Genomic DNA, 17,285 nt, shown 5'->3' on the forward strand with positions numbered 1-17,285 from the left:
AAATGGGGATCGCATCTCGAAAACCAAGGATCGTTCCCGGCTTCCGAGTGTTATCCAGACCAGCCTGGATTAGGTGCGTCCCGTGAAATGCGTCGGCCACATGGCACAGACGCGGCGCTGGGTCCACTCTTTACAGGGGGGTGGGCAAAAGGGGTGCCGGCGATCAGCGGCTTTCGTATCAAGGTGATAGGCACCCGGGGTCGTGGGGGTGCACTTCGTTGGCTGTGCCCCGTTTCGGGACTGGCCTGGCTTTCCGGCTGCAACACGCACCAGTCCGCGCTCGCGCCGTTCGGGGCAGAGGCGGATGCGCTGCGCTCGCTCCTGATCCTACTGTTGATCGGTGCCGTCCTGCTCGCCGCCGGCCTGTTCTGGCTGATGCGCCGTGCCGTCACCTCGGCCGAGGGTGCGATCACCCATCAACAGGGCATGCGCATGGTGCTGTGGCTGGGCGGCGTCTTTCCGACGATCCTGCTCGGCGGGCTGCTCGTCTATTCGCTGCCGATGATGAAGCCCGCCCCTGTCGGCCCTGCCGACCTGCGCATCCGCGTCGATGCGCAGCAATTCTGGTGGCGCACCCAGTATCGCACCCCCGGCGGCCCGATCGAGGGCGCCAACGAACTGCGCCTGCCCGTCGGCCGCACCGTGTCGCTCGAACTCACCGCCGGAGACGTGATCCACAGCTTCTGGGTGCCGGGCCTTGCCGGCAAGATGGACATGATCCCCGGCCGCGTCACCAATCTCGTCGTCCGCGCCGAGAAGCCGGGGCATTACCGCGGCGTCTGCACCGAATTTTGCGGGCTCAGCCATGCGCTGATGGCGTTCGACGTCGTCGCCATGCCGCCCGCCGCGTTCGACGCCTGGCTCGCCGCGCAGGCACGCCCCGCGCAAACCGAAGCCGGTGCCGGCGCGCAACTTTTCGCCAGCTATGGCTGCGGCGCCTGCCACAGCATCCGCGGCACGACGCAGGCGGGCACGATCGGCCCCGACCTCACCCATTTCGGCAGCCGCCGGACGCTCGCCGCCGGCATCCTGGAGCCGACGACCCAGAACATCGCCCGCTTCATCCGCCACCCTGAGGCGACCAAGCCCGGCGTGCGCATGCCCGCCTTCCCCCAGATGCGTGAAGCCGAAGCAACGGCCATCGCCCGCTACCTTCAGGGCCTCAAATGAGCCTCCACGCACAAGACGATCCGGACCTCCGCCGCGCGCAGGAGGAACGCCTGCGGGCCGTGTGGAAGCCGCCCGAGGGGCTGTTCCTGCGCTGGACGGATACCAACAACAACCGCGTCGGCGTGTGGTACACGCTGACCGCCTTCGGCTTCATGCTGTTCGCCGGCGTCCTGGCGCTCATCATGCGCACCCAGCTTGCCGTGCCCGACAACGACCTCGTCTCGGCCAACACCTTCAACCAGCTGTTCACGCTGCACGGCTCGATGATGATGTTCCTGTTCGCCGTGCCGATGTTCGAGGCGGTGTCGATCATCCTCCTGCCGCAGCTTCTTGCCGCGCGCGACTTGCCCTTCCCGCGCCTGTCGGCCTTTGGCTACTGGTCGTTCCTGATCGGCGGCGTCTTCGTGTCGGGCTCGATCTTCTTCAACGCCGCGCCCGATGGCGGCTGGTTCATGTATCCGCCGCTCACCACCCGCACCGACCTGTCCGGGCTGGGCGCCGACATCTGGATGCTGGGGCTCTCGTTCATCGAGGTGTCCTCGGTCGCCGCCGCGGTCGAACTGATCGTCGGCGTCCTCAAATGCCGCCCGCCGGGCATGCGCCTCAACCTCATGCCGCTCTATGCCTGGTACATCCTGGTCGTGGCGGTGATGATCCTGTTCGCCTTCCCGCCGCTGATCGCCGGCGACGTCCTGTTCGAAATGGAGCGGCTGCTCGGCTGGCCCTTCTTCGATGCCGCGCGCGGCGGCGATCCGCTTCTCTGGCAGCACCTGTTCTGGATCTTCGGCCACCCGGAGGTCTATATCGTCTTCCTGCCGTCGATCGCGCTGTTCGCGATGCTGATCCCCACTTTTGCGCAAAGGCATCTGCTCGGCTATCCGTGGATCGTGCTGGCTGCGGTCGGCACCGCCTTCCTATCGTTCGGCCTGTGGGTGCACCACATGTTCGCGACCGGCCTGCCCAAGATCAGCCTGGCCTTCTTCTCGGCCGCGTCCGAGGCGGTGGCAATCCCGACGGGGATCCAGATCTTCGCCTTCATCGCCACCCTCTGGGCGGGCAAGGTGAAATGGTCGACGCCGCTCCTGTATGCATCCGGCAGCCTCGCCATCTTCGTCGTCGGCGGCCTGACCGGGGTGATGGTCGCGGTCGCGCCGTTCGACTGGCAGGCGCACGACACCTATTTCGTCGTCGCCCATCTCCATTACGTGCTGATCGGCGGCACGCTGCTGCCGCTGTTCGGCGGCCTCTATTATTACTGGCCGCTGATCACCGGCAAGAAACTGTCCGACCGCATGGGCCGCATCGCCTTCTGGATCATGTTCGTCGGCGCCAATCTCGCCTTCTTCCCCATGCACCTGTCGGGGCTGGAGGGTATGCCCCGCCGCGTCTTCACCTATCCGGCCGAACTGGGCATCGGCGGGTTGAACCTCGCCTCGACGATCGGCGCCTATCTGTTCGCCGCCGGCGTCGCGATCGTCTGCCTCGACCTCGCACTCTCCCCCACCCGGCCCAAGGGCAAGCGCAACCCATGGAACGCCGGCACGCTCGAATGGCTGGCCCTGCCCGATGACGAGGACTGGGGCATCCGCTCGGTCCCCCTGATCGAGAGCCGTTATCCGATCTGGGACCAGAAGGATTTCGTGAAGAAGGTCGACGAAGGCCGCTTCTTCCTGCCCGATGCGGAGGAGGGCCGGCGCGAGACGATCATCACCACCGTGCTCGATGCGCGCCCCATCGCCGTCATCCGCCTCGGCACGCCGAGCTGGAAGCCGATGCTGACCGCCATCGTGCTCGGCGCGGTGTTCATCCTGACCACCTATCATCTCTACATGGCCGCGCTGTTCGCCGCCTTCGCCACGCTCGCCATGGTGCTCTGGTGGCTATGGACCGGCACCGCCGAGATCCCGGAGAAGCCGTGCAAGCCGATCGGCCACGGGCTGGAGGTGCCGCTCTATCTTTCCGGCCCGTCGTCCTCGGGCTGGTGGGCGATGTTCATCACCATGATGGCCGACGCCACCGCCTTTTCCGGCCTCGTCTTCGGCTATTATTTCTTCTGGACGATCCATGCCGAATTCCCGCCGCCCGCCTTTCCCGGCCCCGGCATGGTCTGGCCGATGGTCGCCCTGGCCCTGACGCTGGTCGGCTGGGCCGGCACGATCGCGACCCGTGAGGTGCATGCCCGCGGCAAGGTGACGCTGGCCCGCACCCTGCTCGTCGCCAGCCTGCTTGCCACCTTCGCCAGCCTGTTCGCCGGGCTGGCCGGCCCATGGCAATATGCGATGAACCCGGAGGCGCATGTCTACCCCGCCATCGTCTGGACGCTCGCGATCTGGACCGCGGTGCACGCCGGCATCGGTGCGATCATGCAGGGCTATGCGCTCGCCCGCAGCCTCGCGGGGCGCATGACCCCCACCTACGACGCCGACATCCGCAACATCACCGTGTATCAGCACTTCCTCGCCCTCACCGCCCTTGTCGCCTATGCGACGATCGGCCTGTTCCCGGCGGTGGCGTGATGGGGCGGGCGCAGGAGCGATCCGTATGAAACCCGGCTTCCGCAACCGCGTGAAGCGGCTGAAGGTCACGCTGTGGACGCTCATCGTGCCGCCCGGCGTCTGGGCGGTGCATTTCCTGTTTTCCTATATCTGGGCGGCGGTGTCCTGCGCGAAGCTTGGCGAATGGTCGCTCTTTCCCACCGCCTTCACCATCGGCACGGTGGTGGCGCTCGGGATCATCCTCGTCTCGGGCTGGATCGCCTTTGTCCAGTCGCGCGCGCCGGGCGATCCGCCCCCGCACGAACAGGGCACCGATATCGACCGGCTGCGCTTTCTCGCCACCGCCACGCTGCTTCTCGCCGCGCTCAGCTTTGTCGGCGTGATCTTCACCGCGCTGCCCGTCATCCTGCTGAACGATTGCCGATGAGGCGCCTGTGCCTTGCCGCCGGTGCGGCGTTTCTCCTGCTGGGCTGGGCCTTTGCCGGCAGCGGCTTTGGCATGATCGGCCACATGGCCGGGCACATGATCGCGGTCGCGGTGGCCGCGCCCCTGCTCGCCTTCGCCATCGCCGGCACGTCGGCCGATCCCGCGACGCGCTTTCCCCGCATCGTCACGCCGCTCGCCATGTCCGTGGTCGAACTGGTCGTGGTGTGGAGTTGGCACGTACCCGCACTCCGCCTCGCGGCCGAGGCTTACCCGCTCGTCCTGATCGCCGAACAGGCCAGCTTCCTCGTCGCCGGCCTGCTGCTCTGGTCCGCCGCGCTGGGGGCGGCGGGTGACGCCCGCTGGGCGCGCCGCGCCGGGGGGGTGGCGGCGATGCTGCTCACCTCGATGCACATGACCCTGCTCGGTGCGCTGATCGGACTGGCGCCCCGACCGCTTTATGCCGGCCTCCACGCCGCGCACGGCATGGAGCCGCTCGCCGATCAACAGGTCGGCGGCGTCGTCATGCTGATGATCGGCGCGGCCGCCTATTTCTTCGGCGGGCTTGCCATGCTCGCCAGCCTGCTCCGCCTGCGGGAAGCCCGGTCATGACGATACGCCTCACCTGGAAACGCGTCGCCGCCACGCTGTTCGGCCTGTTCGCCGCCGGCATGCTCTTTGCCTGGTCCGGCCTCTTCAACGTCGCCGCCTCCAGCGGGCACTGGCCGGTCACCGACTGGTTCCTCCACTGGGTCATGCGCAATTCGGTGAAGACGCACGCCGCCTTTTCCGCGCCCGACGACCCCAAGGCCCCTCGCGTCCTCGTCAGCGCCGCCGGCCATTTCGCCGGCGCCTGCGCCTCCTGCCACGGCGCCCCCGGCCAGCGTCCCTCCCCCGTCATGCAGGCCGCCACGCCCCCCGCCCCCGACCTGTCCGTCAACGCCCGGCAATGGACCGACAAGCAGCTCTACTGGATCCTGAAACACGGCGTGAAATATAGCGGCATGCCCGCCTGGCCCGCACCGGAACGCGGCGACGAGATCCGGGCCATGGTCGCCTTCGTCCGCGCGTTGCCGGGCATGACCCCCGCGCAGTACCGCGCGCTGACCCAGGATGCCGCCGCTGCCGGCACCGTCGGCGTCCGCGGCATCCGTACCGCCACACTCACCGGCTGCATCGCCTGCCACGGCGCGGACGGCCGCGGCCGCAACCAGCCGGACATCCCCGTCCTGGGCGGTCAGAGCCCCGCCTATCTGCTCACCGCCCTGCGCGCCTACGCCACCGGTGCCCGCCACAGCGCGGTGATGCAGAACGCCGCCGCCGCGCTGACCGAGCAGGAGATGCGCGCCCTCGCCACCCACTTTGCCGCCATGCCCGGCCTCGCCCCCGCCGCCCCCGCGCCGGACCCCATGGCACGCCGCATCGTCCAGCAGGGCATCCCGCGCCTGCAACTTCCCGCCTGCGCCAGCTGCCACGCCCCCGGCAAACCCTACCCCGTCCTGTCGGGCCAAAAGCCCCTCTACCTCGCCCAGCGGCTACGGCACTGGAAAGGTGACAAGAATGTCGTCGACGCGCGCAAGACCCATGCCACCATGCCGGTCATCGCCCGCCGCATCCCCGACGAGATGATCGACCGGCTGGCACGCTATCTGGCGGGGCAGCGCTAGGCCGCTATTGCGGGCGGCGCCCGCCCCGGCCATGGACCCGCGCCATGCCCCAAAGCGTTGTTCATCCATGAGCGTAGCCTTTCGCCGAGAATCCGACGAGGAACATCTCGAACCCAAGTTCGAGCTGCCGATCCCGCCCGGCCCCAACCTCGTCACGCCGCGCGGTCTGGCGCTGATCCGCGACCGCGTCGCCGAGCTGGAACGCCGGATCGCCGCGGCCCCCGCCGACGCCAGGGACGCGCTCAAGCGCGACCTCCGCTACTGGAACACGCGCGCTGCCACCGCCGAACTCGCACCCCCGCCCGGGTCGGACGAGGCCGGCATCGGCACCCGTGTCCGCTTCCGCCTGAACGGGCAGAGCCGCACGCTGGAGATCGTCGGCCATGACGAGGCGGACCCTGCCGCCGACCGCATCGCCTTCTCCGCCCCCCTCGCCCGCGCCCTGATCGGCGCCATCCCCGGCGAGCAACTCGACTTCGCCGGCCGCGCCGATGCGATCACCCTCGACAGCGTGGAGCCGATCTGATGGCCGAAAAGTTCGAACGCCACCGCCAGTCCTGGCGCCCCGACGAGATCCAGAAGCTGCACACCCTCGCCAAGAAGGGCATGGCGCTCAAAGCGATATCCAAGGCGATGACCCGCAGCGAGGAGTCGATCAAACAGCGCGCCAAGGAAGACGGTCTCTCTATCACGAAGCTGCGTTAAGAGAGATGGTTCACGCGAAGCCGCGAAGCCGCAAAGAAGGTTGTTCCACGCGGAGACGCGGAGACGCGGAGAGTTTCCCAAGCCGAAGGCTCTCGAACCCCATTGGCTTCAACATCGTCTTCCGAACGAGAGGAGGCGCGTCTTCACCACGAACGCAACACCTCCGCGTCTCCGCGTCTCCGCGCGAACCAACCTTCTTTCTTCTCTTCGCGCCTTCGCGTCTTCGCGTGAACCGACCTTCTTCCTTCTCTCCGCGCCTCCGCGCGAACCAACCTCCTTCCTTCTCTTCGCGCCTCCGCGCCTCCGCAAGAACCAAATCCGCTGTCCTACACACCCCCCATCCCCTATGTCCCGGCCATGACCCCGGCCGCGCAAAGACCGACCCCCTCCCTCAAACCGACGATTGCAAAAACGGTAAGTGGACACGGCCCAGGGGGTGTAGTGTCCACTTACGAGTCGCCGCAGCCACCCCACCCCCGTCAAGCCGGCGAATCCAACAATGCACTATGACGCGATCATTCTCGGCGCCGGTGCCGCCGGCCTCATGGCGGCCGCCGTCGCCGGCCAGCGCGGGCGGCGCATCCTGGTGCTCGACCATGCCGATGCGCCGGGCAAGAAGATCCTGATCTCGGGCGGCGGCCGCTGCAACTTCACCAATATCGGCACCGCCCCCGACCGCTTCCTGTCGGCGAACCCGCATTTTGCCAAATCGGCGCTGCGCCGCTACACCGCCGCCGACTTCCTCGCGCTGGTCGAGGCGCACGGCATCGCCTGGCACGAAAAAACGCTCGGGCAGCTATTCTGCGACGGCTCCGCGCGCCAGATCGTCATCATGCTGCTCGACGAATGCGACCGGGGCGGCGTGCGGATCGAACTGGGCCAGCCGATCACCGATGTCGCCCATGCCGATGGCCGCTTCCGCGTCCGCCATGGCGGCCTCACCCATGAGGCGGACCGCCTGGTTATCGCCACCGGCGGGCCGAGCATTCCCAAGATGGGCGCGACCGGCTTCGCCTATGATCTCGCCCGTCGCTTCGGCCTGAAGGTGGTCGAGCCGCGGCCCGCGCTCGTCCCGCTTACGCTGGGTGGCGAGGAAACCCTGTTCCGCAGCCTGTCGGGCGTCGCGACAGAGGTCGTCGCCCGCTGTCACAAGGCGCAGTTTCGCGAAGCCGCGCTGTTCACGCATCGCGGCCTGTCCGGCCCCGCCATCCTGCAGGTCTCGTCCTATTGGCGCCACGGCGATGCGGTGACGATCGACTTCCTGCCCGATATGGACCCCGACTGGCTGATCGCCGCCAAGCGCGCGACGCCGCGCCTCTCGCCGCGCCGGGCATTGGCTACCCACCTGCCCGACCGTCTCGCCGAAACGCTGGCCGATCGCCTCGCCCTCGCCCCCGATCTTGCCGGCTGCACGGACAAGGCTTTGCGTGCCGCCACCGATCGGCTGTCGCGCTGGTCCTTCACCCCCAACGGGTCCGAGGGGCTTGCCAAGGCGGAGGTCACCGTCGGCGGCATCGCCACCGCCGAGCTGTCGTCACAGGATATGCAGGCCACCCGCGTCCCCGGCCTGTATGCGATCGGCGAGGCGGTGGACGTCACCGGCTGGCTCGGCGGCTACAATTTCCAATGGGCATGGGCCAGCGGCTGGGCCTGCGCACAGACGCTGTGACGCCCGGTCAGCGCGCGGCCAGCATGATCCCGCCGCGCGCCCATGCCGCCACCCGGTCGCCCGCCTGCCGCCGCACGAAACAGTCGCCGCCCGCCATCTTCAATCGCCGGCACAGCCCCTCGGCATCGCCCCGTGCGAACCCGCCGACCGACAGCCGGTACACCGTGCCGTCCGCCGACCGGAAGGTCGTGCTGCGCGGCGCATGTTCCCCGATCCGGGCAAGCCGCTGCGCGATCCGGCTCCACGCCTCGCGTGCGCCCTCCGCACTGCCATAGGCGCCCAGTTGGACGTACCATTCCCCCGTTGCCGGATCGGCACGCCGCGGGACCACCGGGTCCCCGCCGACGCGGGTCCTGCCGTGCAGGGACTGCACCACTTCACGCGGCGCCGCGAACACGATCGCCGGCGGTCTCGTTACCGGCGGCACCGGCTGCATCGGCGCGTCCTCGATCTGCTCGGCGCCCACCTTCTCGGCAAGCTGGGGCGGCGCCACCGGCGTCGGCGCGTGCAGTGCCAGCGTCAGGGGCTGCCCTGCGTCCGCAACCGGCGTCACCCCCAACAGCGTCGCCACCTGGTCCGCGGCGCCATGCGGCTGCGCGAAGTCCGCCCATTGCTGCATCCGCGCATCGACATCCGCCGGCAACATGTCGGTCGCCGCCACCACCCGCGCCATCTGCCAATTGCCGGCCAGCGCCAGCGCCAGCGCCAGGTTCTGGCGCACCTGTGCGCCCGCACCGGGTTCGCGCGCCGCCGCGGTCAGCATCGCCACCGCGCCGGCCGGATCACCCGCCAGCGCCAGTGCCAGTCCATGGTCCGCCGCCGGAATCCGCGTGGCATGTTCGGCCAGCACGCCCCGCGCCGCCAGCCAGTCGCCACCCGCGATCGTCGTCAGCGCCAGGTTCAGTGCGGCGCGCCCATTGTCCGGCTCCAGCGCCAGCACATCGCCAAAGGCCGCCCGCGCCGCGACGAACCGACCCGTCTTCAGATAGCTTTGCGCCAGCACCAGCCGGTATCTGGCATCGCGTGGCCGCAGGCGCACCGCTTCCTCGGCAAAGCCGACCGCCGCCGCGGCATCCTGCTTCGCCAAAGCACGCTGCGCACGCTTCGCCGCCTTGGCCGCTGCCTTCACCGCCTGCGCATCGCCGCCATTCGCCACTGCCGGCGTCACGCTGCGCGATTGCACCGCACAGCCGCTCACGGCACTGCCGAGCACCAGGGCGGACACGCCCAGCGCAATGATCGATCGCGTCATATCAGCCGTCCTTTGCCGATACCTGGACGGCCAGCGCATCCACCTGGGGCATCGTTGCCAGAAACTGGTCCAGCGCCTGCGTCACCAGGCTTTGCGCGGATTGATGCGCCAGTGCACTCGCCAGCCGCAGCCGCAGATGCCGCTCGCCGTCCAGGCGCAACGTGAATGCGGCCCGACCCGTCTTGCGCACCTGTGCGGCACTGTCGCGCCCGATTTGCGCGGCGGCCGCCGCCGACAGGGTCGGCCCGCCAGCCACTTCGCGTGCCAGCGCGGCCCGTTCGACCAGCACGGGCGGCAACACGTCCGGTGCCGGCGCGCCCGCGCCCATGTCGTTCCAGCCCAGATCGTCCGGTCCGGCCGCGTCCTGCCGCCGCATCGCCGGGCGCGCCTGGCCCTTGCGGGCGAGCAACCCGGACGACAGCGACGCCGCGGGCTTGGGCTGCGCGGCCATCAGCTCACCACCCGCCGGCCAAAGCCGTTCGCCTGTGGCCGCACGCCCGCGCCAATCACGGCAGAGGGCACGCTGAACACGGTACGCCGGAAGTTCTTCTCCAGCCGATCCGACACATAGGTCCACAAGGCGGCGACCTCCGCGGCGGAGCGCCCCTTGGCATCCACCTCCATCACCGTGCGCCCGTCGATCATCGATGCGGCGAAATCGGTGCGCTGGTGGATCGTGACCGGCGCCACCGTGCCATGCTGCGCCAGTGCCAGCGTCGCCTCGGTGGTGATCCGCGCCTTGGGTGTGGCGGCGTTGACCACGAACAGCAGCGGCTTGCCCGCCCGGTCGCACAGATCCACCGTCGCCCCCACCGCGCGCAGGTCGTGCGGGCTCGGCCGCGTCGGGATGACGATCAGCTCGGCCACCGCGATCACGCTCTGGATCGCCATGGTGATCGCGGGCGGCGTGTCGATCACCGCCAGCCGGAAACCCTCCTGCCGCAACGTCTCCAGGTCGGCCGCCAGCCTTGTCACGTTGGTCTGCGCAAAGGCGGGCGTCGGCGCCTCCCGCTCGTTCCACCAGTCCGCCAGCGACCCTTGCGGATCGATGTCGATCAGCACGACCGGGCCCTGCCCCGCCAGTTCGGCCTGCACGGCCAGATGTCCGGACAGGGTCGTCTTCCCCGACCCGCCCTTTTGCGATGCCATCGCCAGAACGCGCATATTCCCCCGTTCTCCGCTATGGAGCCCTTTGTTAAGCGCTCTGGTGGCACCAGGCCCGATAAGGATGGGTTAACACCGTTCCGTGTCCGATCCGGTCCACTATGGTTGGAACGTGTCGCAGGGCCGATGAACAGGAATAAGGGTCGATGGTGATGAAGCGGATGCTTGGCTTGCTGTTGGTGGCGGCATCGATGGGCGCGGCATGGCCCGCGGGCGCCGATGTGAAAGCCGGCGTGGATGCCTGGGGCCGCGGCGACTACAAGGCTGCGGTCGAACAATGGCGCGGCCCCGCGGTCGCCGGCGACCCGGACGCGCAGTTCAATCTGGCGCAGGCCTACAAGCTCGGCCGCGGCGTGCCGCTGGACCCCGCGCTCGCCGAAAGCTGGTTCCGCAAGGCCGCGCAGCAGGGCCATGAACAGGCGCAGGACAATTATGGCCTCGCCCTGTTCCAGTCCGGCAAGAAGGGCGACGCCGTGCCCTGGCTGGAAAAGTCGGTCGGCCGCGGCGAACCGCGCGCGCAGCTCGTGCTCGGCACCATGCTCTTCAACGGCGATGGCGTGACGCGCGACTATCCGCGAGCCTATGCGCTGATGACCCGCGCGTCGCAGGCCGGGCTCAACGCCGCGTCCGAGACGCTGTTGCAGATGGACCAGTATATCACGCCCGCCGATCGCGAACGCGGCACGCGCCTGGCCCAGCAATATGCCGCGCAGGCCCGCACCCTCGCTCCCCGGCCGACGCTGGCCGCCACCCCGGCCGCGACGCCGCCGGCACCGCGCCAGCCGGCCATCCGCACCACGCCGCTGCCCGCCTCGTCCCCTGTCGCGCCGAAACCCACCCCCGTCGCCGCAAAGCCGACCCCGGCTGCGCCCAAGCCGACCCCGGTTGTAGCCAAGCCCGCGGCGACCCCCGCCAAATCCGGTGCGTGGCGCATCCAGCTCGGCGCCTTTCGCGACCGCGCCAATGCCGAGGCGCAGTGGGGCAAGGTCCGCGCCAGGCTGACCGGCGCCCAACCCTTCTACGTCCCCGCCGGCGGCGTCACCCGGCTTCAGGCCGGCGGCTATGCCACCCGCGCCGCCGCGACCCAGGCCTGTGCCCGCTCCGGCGTGCCCTGCGTGGTGGTGAACGGCTGATCGCGACCGGGTGGAGGGGTCAGCCCTCCACCCACGCGCTCTGCGCAATCCCTTGCGCATGGAGCAGCGCGGTCAGGTCGCCATGATCCACCCGCGCGCCCGCTGCGCCCGCGACGATCGGCTTGGCCCGGAACGCGATGCCAAGCCCGGCACGGCGGATCATCGCCAGGTCGTTCGCGCCGTCGCCCACCGCCATGCTCGCGCCCGGCTCCAGCCCGCGCTCGGCCAGTGCCGCCAGCAGCGTCGCCTCCTTGGTGTCCGACCCCACGATCGGCTTGCGCACCCGGCCCGTCAGCCGTCCGCCCTCGATTTCCAGCACATTGGCGATCGCCCGGTCGAACCCGATCTCGGCCGCGACCGGCTCGGCAAAGCGGGTGAAACCGCCCGACACCAGCACGGTCAGGCTGCCGCGCGCCTTCATCGTGCGCACCAGCGTCCGTGCGCCCGCCATCAGGGTCACGCGTTCGGCCAGGCACTGCGCGATCACGCGCTCGTCCAGCCCTTCCAGCAGCGCGACGCGCGCATCCAGCGCCGCCCCGAAATCCAGCTCGCCGCGCATCGCCCGCTCGGTCACCTCGGCGACCTCCGCCTTGATCCCGGCATAATCGGCCAGCTCGTCGATGCACTCGACCGTGATCATGGTCGAATCCATGTCCGCGACCAGCAGCCGCTTTTCGCGTCCCTCGCTCGGCTGCACCACGATATCCGTCGTGGCGAACGCGCCCTCCAGCGCTTCGCGAGCCACCAGCGGGTCGCCCGCAAAGTCGATATCGGCGGCCACGCCGCGATCGATCCAGCGCCGCGCCCCCGGCTCGATGGATGCGGCCGCCAGCCGATCCGCCGCCGCCTGCAAATCCCCGTCGGCCAGCCGGCCACCTGCTGCTATCAGCGTCGCTGTGAACATGAAGGCTCCTTTACCGAAGGTCGCGCTCATCGCAGGGCCAACCGCCAGCGGCAAGTCCGCTCTCGCGCTGGACCTTGCGCTGGCGCACCGCGGCACGATCATCAACGCCGACTCCGCCCAGGTTTACCGCGACCTGCGCATCCTGACCGCAAGGCCCCCGGTCGAGGAGGAAGCACGCGTGCCCCACCGCCTGTTCGGCCATGTCGATGGTGCGGATGCCGGCTACTCCGCCGCCCGCTGGGCCAGCGATGCAAAGGCCGCGATCGCCGAGGCGCTGGCCGAGGACCGGCTTCCCATCCTGGTCGGCGGCACCGGCCTTTATCTGCGTACCCTGCTGGATGGCATCGCGCCGGTTCCCGCCATCGACGCAAGCGTCCGCGCCGCCGTTCGCGCCCTACCCGTCGCACAGGCCCATGCCGCGCTGATGGTCGAGGATCCGGCGGCCGCCGCCCGCCTCAACCCCGCCGACACCACCCGCGTCGCCCGCGCGCTGGAGGTCGTCCGCTCCACCGGCCGTCCACTCGCCGCATGGCAGGCGCACAGGCATGGCGGCATCGCCGACACGATCGAGCCCCGTGCCCTCGTTCTCCTCCCCGATCGGGACTGGCTGTTCGCGCGCATCGACGCCCGCTTCGCCGACATGCTCGCCACCGGACTGGAGGAGGTCGCAGCACTCGTCGCCCGCACCGACCTTGCCGCAGACGCGCCCATCCGACGCGCGATCGGGGTGCCCGAGGCTACCGCGCTGCTCGCCGGACACCTTTCTCCCGACGAGGCCGCCGCCGCCGGCGCACTCGCCACCCGACGCTATGCCAAGCGGCAATATACGTGGTTTCGCAACCAGTTGGACGATGATTGGGTCCGCGTTTTTGGCCATGAACATAAAACGCGCCGCGATGCAGCGGACATTTTATTACGAAACTGATGGTTGACACGAACTTTTATCATCGGTAGCCGCCCCTTGGACGAGGCGCTACAGCGTTTCGTACCGTGTGCCAGTGAAAGGACCGATGATGACGGAGAAGAGCGGAGCCGATATTCTGGTCGAGGCGCTGTGCGATCTCGGCGTGGAGGTCGTCTTCGGCTATCCGGGTGGCGCCGTGCTGCCGATCTACGACGCGATGTTCCGTTATGCGGAGAAAAGCGGCGGTCGGCTGCGTCACATCCTCGTTCGCCACGAACAGGCGGCGACCCATGCCGCGGAGGGGTATGCCCGCGCCACGGGCAAGCCCGGCGTGGTGCTCGTCACCTCCGGCCCTGGCGCGACCAATGCGGTCACCGGCATCACCGACGCGCTGCTCGATTCGATCCCGATGGTCGTCATCACCGGTCAGGTGCCGACCGCGCTGATCGGCACCGATGCGTTCCAGGAAGCCGATACCGTCGGCATCACCCGCCACTGCACCAAGCATAACTATCTGGTGAAGGACCCCGCGCGCCTCGGCGCCGTAGTTCACGAGGCCTTTCATATCGCGACCTCGGGCCGCCCGGGACCGGTCGTGATCGACATTCCCAAGGACGTGCAGGTCGCCACCGCGAAATATGCGAAGCCGGGGCCCATCCAGCACAAGACCTACCGTCCCCGTATCAAGGCGGAGCCGAGCGAGATCGAGCAGGTGGTCGACATGCTCGCCGCCGCCGAGCGCCCGATCCTTTATACGGGTGGCGGCATCATCAATTCGGGTCCGGCCGCCTCACAACTGTTGCGCGAGCTTGCGCGGATCAGCGGGGCGCCCGTCACCTCGACGCTGATGGGCCTTGGCGCCTTCCCGGCCTCCTCGCCGCAGTTCCTCGGCATGCTGGGCATGCACGGCACCTATGAGGCGAACATGGCGATGAACCAGGCCGATCTCGTGATCGCGCTAGGCAGCCGTTTCGACGACCGCGTCACCGGCCGCCTCGACTCGTTCAGCCCGAACAGCCGCAAGGTGCATGTCGATATCGACCGGTCGAGCGTGAACAAGAATGTTCGCGTCGACCTGCCCATCATCGCCGATGTCGGCCATGCGATGGAGGACATGGTTCGCGTGTGGAAGGCGCGCCAGCATCCCCGGCCCGAGACGGGCGACTGGTGGCGGCGCATCGCCGGATGGCGTGCGGTCAACTGCCTGTCCTTCCCGGAAGTCGGCGACGCGATCATGCCGCAGCGCGCGGTGCGGGCCTTGTGGGAGGCGACGCACGCCCGCGATCCGATCATCACTACCGAGGTTGGCCAACACCAGATGTGGGCCGCGCAGCATTTCGGCTTCGAAAAACCGAACAAGTGGCTTACCTCGGGCGGGCTCGGCACGATGGGCTACGGCCTGCCCGCCGCGATCGGCGCGCAGATCGGCAACCCGAACGCACTCGTCATCGATATCGCGGGCGAGGCCTCGATCCAGATGAACATCCAGGAATTGGCCACCGCCAGCCAGTACCGCCTGCCGGTCAAGATCTTCATCCTGAACAACGAATATATGGGCATGGTCCGCCAGTGGCAGGAGCTGACCTATGAAAGCCGCTATGCCGAAAGCTATTCGGACTCGCTGCCTGATTTCGTGAAGCTGGGCGAGGCCTATGGCTGGAAGGGTATCCGCATCGAACAGCGCGACGAGCTGGACGACGGTATACAGGCGATGCTCGACCATGACGGCCCGGTGATCGTCGACTGCCGCGTGGCGAAACTCGCCAACTGCTTCCCGATGATCCCGAGCGGCGCGGCGCACACGGACATGATCCTCCAGGCCAACGAGGTCTCGGGCACCATGGACGACGAGGCCAAGGCGCTGGTCTGAAACTTTTTTCCTCCCCGGCACGGGGAGGGGGACCGTGACGCGAAGCGGCATGGTGGAGGGGGAGTATGGCAAGCGAAAGCGTCGGTGGAGTGTCCCCTCCACCACGCGCTACGCGAGCGGTTCCCCTTCCCCTTGGCCGGGAGGAACGATTTTGCACATCAAGACCGAAGCCACCGAACGCCACACGCTGGCGGTCATTGTCGACAATGAACCGGGCATCCTCGCCCGGATCGCCGGCCTGTTCACCGCGCGCGGCTATAATATCGAGAGCCTGACCGTGTCGGAGATCACCGCCGACAAGGGCGTCAGCCGCATCACCATCGTCACCAGCGCCTCGCCGCCGGTGATGGAACAGATCATCGCGCAGCTCGACCGCCTCGTGCCCGTCCACAAGGTCACCGACCTCACCGCACTGGGCGCGCATGTCGAACGCGAGCTGGCGCTGGTGAAGGTCAAGGGCACCGGCGACCACCGGATCGAGGCGCTGCGCCTGGCCGAGGTCTACCGCGCCCGCGTCGTCGATGCGACCATCGGCTCCTTCGTCTTCGAAGTCACCGGCACGATCGAGAAGATCGACAAGTTCGTCGAGCTGATGGGCGAGGTCGGTCTGGTCGAGGTTGCCCGCACCGGCATCGTCGCCATCGCCCGCGGCCGCGAAGCCGCCTGATCCAAACCCCTCTCCCACCGGGAGAGGACGGGGCCCATGGCAAGGCCATGGGAGGGTGAGGGCGAACACCCCACCCGCTCCCCAATCCATAGAAAGGAAGTGCCAGAATGCGTGTCTATTACGATCGCGATGCCGATCTGAACCTGATTTCCGAAAAGAACATCGCCATCCTCGGCTATGGTTCGCAGGGCCATGCCCATGCGCAGAACCTGCGCGATTCGGGCGTCAAGAACATCGCGATCGCGCTGCGCCCCGGCTCGCCCTCCGCTGCCAAGGCCGAAGGCGCCGGCTTCAAGGTTCTTCCCAACAAGGAAGCGGCCGCCTGGGCCGACATCCTGATGATCCTCGCCCCCGACGAGCATCAGGCCGCGATCTACGAGGCGGATATCAAGGGCAATCTGAAGCCCGGCGCCGCGCTTGCCTTCGCGCACGGCCTGAACGTCCATTTCGGCCTGATCGAGCCGCCCGCAGACGTCGACGTCATCATGATCGCGCCCAAGGGTCCCGGCCACACCGTGCGGTCGGAATATGTGAAGGGCGGCGGCGTGCCCTGCCTGATCGCGATCCATCAGGATGCCAGCGGCAATGCGCATGACGTGGCGCTTGCCTATGCCTCGGGCGTCGGTGGCGGCCGCTCGGGCATCATCGAGACGAACTTCAAGGAAGAGTGCGAAACCGACCTGTTCGGCGAGCAGGCCGTGCTGTGCGGCGGCGTCACCCACCTCATCCAGGCCGGGTTCGAGACGCTGGTCGAGGCCGGCTACGCCCCCGAAATGGCCTATTTCGAATGCCTCCACGAAACCAAGCTGATCGTCGACCTGCTTTATGAGGGCGGCATCGCCAACATGCGCTATTCGATCTCGAACACCGCCGAATATGGCGACATCGTCACCGGCCCGCGCATCATCACCGACGAGACCAAGGCGGAGATGAAGCGCGTCCTTGCCGACATCCAGTCGGGTCGCTTCGTGCAGAAGTTCGTGCTCGACAACCGCGCCGGCCAGCCCGAGCTGAAGGCGGCGCGCAAGTTGGCCGCTGCGCATCCGATCGAGAAGACCGGTGCCGAGCTGCGCGCGATGATGCCGTGGATCGGCGCGAACAAGCTGGTCGACCAGACCAAGAACTGATCCGCACCGGCCCTCCCCTCGCCCGTGCACCGGGCGGGGGGAGCGCTACTCGCGCAACCGTCTGTTTCCATTCCGGACCTTTCGGCCCGCCGCGCTTCATGGTCAAATCGGTCATCCAACAGGAGACCGAACACC

The 17,285-nt window shown here is 68.4% G+C and carries 17 protein-coding genes; 13 read left to right on the forward strand and 4 right to left on the reverse strand.

From position 1 onward, the window contains the following. The first annotated feature begins 153 nt into the window (after window positions 1–153). From coxB to GQR91_RS16695, 8 genes are all read left to right on the forward strand, one after another. Complete coding sequence (gene coxB / locus GQR91_RS16660; RefSeq protein WP_375781575.1) at window positions 154–1,170, forward strand: cytochrome c oxidase subunit II; 1,017 nt, start codon at window positions 154–156, stop codon at window positions 1,168–1,170. Further along, on the forward strand, window positions 1,167–3,686 hold the full coding sequence (gene ctaD / locus GQR91_RS16665) for a cytochrome c oxidase subunit I (protein ID WP_149680845.1): 2,520 nt from the start codon (window positions 1,167–1,169) through the stop codon (window positions 3,684–3,686). Before coxB ends, ctaD begins: the two co-directional genes overlap by 4 nt. 25 nt (window positions 3,687–3,711) lie before the next feature. Next, window positions 3,712–4,092: a hypothetical protein gene (locus tag GQR91_RS16670; protein WP_149680846.1), complete on the forward strand. Its 381-nt coding sequence runs from the start codon at window positions 3,712–3,714 to the stop codon at window positions 4,090–4,092. Further along, the gene (locus GQR91_RS16675) at window positions 4,089–4,700 is read left to right on the forward strand and encodes a cytochrome c oxidase assembly protein (RefSeq protein WP_149680847.1); all 612 of its coding nucleotides are present in this window, start codon (window positions 4,089–4,091) and stop codon (window positions 4,698–4,700) included. Before GQR91_RS16670 ends, GQR91_RS16675 begins: the two co-directional genes overlap by 4 nt. Continuing rightward, entirely contained in the window at window positions 4,697–5,755 is a 1,059-nt protein-coding gene (locus GQR91_RS16680) for a c-type cytochrome (protein ID WP_149680848.1), read from the forward strand. The genes GQR91_RS16675 and GQR91_RS16680 overlap by 4 nt, the downstream gene beginning before the upstream one ends. Window positions 5,756–5,822: 67 nt before the next feature. After that, window positions 5,823–6,281, forward strand: a complete 459-nt coding sequence (locus GQR91_RS16685; RefSeq protein ID WP_149680849.1) for a GreA/GreB family elongation factor — start codon at window positions 5,823–5,825, stop codon at window positions 6,279–6,281. Next, on the forward strand, window positions 6,281–6,460 hold the full coding sequence (locus tag GQR91_RS16690) for a hypothetical protein (protein ID WP_149680850.1): 180 nt from the start codon (window positions 6,281–6,283) through the stop codon (window positions 6,458–6,460). The genes GQR91_RS16685 and GQR91_RS16690 overlap by 1 nt, the downstream gene beginning before the upstream one ends. 499 nt (window positions 6,461–6,959) lie before the next feature. Next, window positions 6,960–8,129 carry a BaiN/RdsA family NAD(P)/FAD-dependent oxidoreductase gene (locus GQR91_RS16695; protein WP_149680851.1) on the forward strand — a complete coding sequence of 390 codons (1,170 nt, stop codon included), beginning with the start codon at window positions 6,960–6,962 and terminating at the stop codon, window positions 8,127–8,129. 7 nt (window positions 8,130–8,136) lie between these two features. Here the strand turns inward: GQR91_RS16695 and GQR91_RS16700 are convergent, their stop codons facing one another. Genes GQR91_RS16700 through GQR91_RS16710 form a run of 3 tightly spaced genes read right to left on the reverse strand, consistent with a single transcriptional unit; the run spans window position 8,137 to window position 10,545 of the window. Next, window positions 8,137–9,381 (reverse strand): SPOR domain-containing protein, encoded by a 1,245-nt coding sequence (locus tag GQR91_RS16700; RefSeq protein ID WP_149680852.1) that lies wholly within the window; start codon window positions 9,379–9,381, stop codon window positions 8,137–8,139. Window position 9,382: 1 nt separating this feature from the next. Next, window positions 9,383–9,832, reverse strand: a complete 450-nt coding sequence (locus GQR91_RS16705) for a hypothetical protein (protein ID WP_112381054.1) — start codon at window positions 9,830–9,832, stop codon at window positions 9,383–9,385. Then, window positions 9,832–10,545 carry a ParA family protein gene (locus tag GQR91_RS16710; protein WP_149680853.1) on the reverse strand — a complete coding sequence of 238 codons (714 nt, stop codon included), beginning with the start codon at window positions 10,543–10,545 and terminating at the stop codon, window positions 9,832–9,834. Before GQR91_RS16710 ends, GQR91_RS16705 begins: the two co-directional genes overlap by 1 nt. A 146-nt stretch (window positions 10,546–10,691) precedes the next feature. Between GQR91_RS16710 and GQR91_RS16715 the strand changes: the two genes are divergently transcribed. After that, complete coding sequence (locus GQR91_RS16715; protein ID WP_149680854.1) at window positions 10,692–11,678, forward strand: SPOR domain-containing protein; 987 nt, start codon at window positions 10,692–10,694, stop codon at window positions 11,676–11,678. Window positions 11,679–11,697: 19 nt separating this feature from the next. On the opposite strand, the gene serB is transcribed toward GQR91_RS16715, so the two are convergent. Next, entirely contained in the window at window positions 11,698–12,582 is an 885-nt protein-coding gene (gene serB, locus GQR91_RS16720; RefSeq protein WP_149680855.1) for a phosphoserine phosphatase SerB, read from the reverse strand. Here serB and miaA point away from each other — a divergent pair. The 4 genes from miaA to ilvC all read left to right on the forward strand — a co-directional run bounded on the left by miaA (window position 12,581) and on the right by ilvC (window position 17,150). Further along, window positions 12,581–13,507 carry a tRNA (adenosine(37)-N6)-dimethylallyltransferase MiaA gene (gene miaA / locus GQR91_RS16725; protein WP_174236571.1) on the forward strand — a complete coding sequence of 309 codons (927 nt, stop codon included), beginning with the start codon at window positions 12,581–12,583 and terminating at the stop codon, window positions 13,505–13,507. The genes serB and miaA overlap by 2 nt on opposite strands. 88 nt (window positions 13,508–13,595) lie before the next feature. Further along, window positions 13,596–15,356, forward strand: a complete 1,761-nt coding sequence (locus tag GQR91_RS16730) for an acetolactate synthase 3 large subunit (protein ID WP_112381719.1) — start codon at window positions 13,596–13,598, stop codon at window positions 15,354–15,356. Between the two features lie 151 nt (window positions 15,357–15,507). Next, window positions 15,508–16,023: an acetolactate synthase small subunit gene (gene ilvN, locus GQR91_RS16735; protein ID WP_112381059.1), complete on the forward strand. Its 516-nt coding sequence runs from the start codon at window positions 15,508–15,510 to the stop codon at window positions 16,021–16,023. Window positions 16,024–16,130: 107 nt separating this feature from the next. Continuing rightward, window positions 16,131–17,150 (forward strand): ketol-acid reductoisomerase, encoded by a 1,020-nt coding sequence (gene ilvC, locus GQR91_RS16740; RefSeq protein ID WP_149680857.1) that lies wholly within the window; start codon window positions 16,131–16,133, stop codon window positions 17,148–17,150. Window positions 17,151–17,285: the final 135 nt, after the last annotated feature.

The organism is Sphingomonas carotinifaciens, from assembly GCF_009789535.1.
GTDB classification, from domain to species: Bacteria; Pseudomonadota; Alphaproteobacteria; order Sphingomonadales; family Sphingomonadaceae; genus Sphingomonas; species Sphingomonas carotinifaciens.

What these genes read in the sequence shown, in the direction of transcription:
- GQR91_RS16670 (WP_149680846.1), top strand. Translation starts at nt 3,712, where the DNA reads ATGAAACCCGGCTTCCGCAACCGCGTGAAGCGGCTGAAGGTCACGCTG.
- GQR91_RS16710 (WP_149680853.1), bottom strand. Translation starts at nt 10,545, where the DNA reads ATGCGCGTTCTGGCGATGGCATCGCAAAAGGGCGGGTCGGGGAAGACG.
- serB (WP_149680855.1), bottom strand. Translation starts at nt 12,582, where the DNA reads ATGTTCACAGCGACGCTGATAGCAGCAGGTGGCCGGCTGGCCGACGGG.
- GQR91_RS16690 (WP_149680850.1), top strand. Translation starts at nt 6,281, where the DNA reads ATGGCCGAAAAGTTCGAACGCCACCGCCAGTCCTGGCGCCCCGACGAG.
- GQR91_RS16700 (WP_149680852.1), bottom strand. Translation starts at nt 9,381, where the DNA reads ATGACGCGATCGATCATTGCGCTGGGCGTGTCCGCCCTGGTGCTCGGC.
- GQR91_RS16675 (WP_149680847.1), top strand. Translation starts at nt 4,089, where the DNA reads ATGAGGCGCCTGTGCCTTGCCGCCGGTGCGGCGTTTCTCCTGCTGGGC.
- GQR91_RS16705 (WP_112381054.1), bottom strand. Translation starts at nt 9,832, where the DNA reads ATGGCCGCGCAGCCCAAGCCCGCGGCGTCGCTGTCGTCCGGGTTGCTC.
- GQR91_RS16680 (WP_149680848.1), top strand. Translation starts at nt 4,697, where the DNA reads ATGACGATACGCCTCACCTGGAAACGCGTCGCCGCCACGCTGTTCGGC.
- miaA (WP_174236571.1), top strand. Translation starts at nt 12,581, where the DNA reads ATGAAGGCTCCTTTACCGAAGGTCGCGCTCATCGCAGGGCCAACCGCC.
- GQR91_RS16695 (WP_149680851.1), top strand. Translation starts at nt 6,960, where the DNA reads ATGCACTATGACGCGATCATTCTCGGCGCCGGTGCCGCCGGCCTCATG.
- GQR91_RS16715 (WP_149680854.1), top strand. Translation starts at nt 10,692, where the DNA reads ATGGTGATGAAGCGGATGCTTGGCTTGCTGTTGGTGGCGGCATCGATG.
- GQR91_RS16730 (WP_112381719.1), top strand. Translation starts at nt 13,596, where the DNA reads ATGACGGAGAAGAGCGGAGCCGATATTCTGGTCGAGGCGCTGTGCGAT.
- GQR91_RS16685 (WP_149680849.1), top strand. Translation starts at nt 5,823, where the DNA reads ATGAGCGTAGCCTTTCGCCGAGAATCCGACGAGGAACATCTCGAACCC.
- ilvC (WP_149680857.1), top strand. Translation starts at nt 16,131, where the DNA reads ATGCGTGTCTATTACGATCGCGATGCCGATCTGAACCTGATTTCCGAA.
- ctaD (WP_149680845.1), top strand. Translation starts at nt 1,167, where the DNA reads ATGAGCCTCCACGCACAAGACGATCCGGACCTCCGCCGCGCGCAGGAG.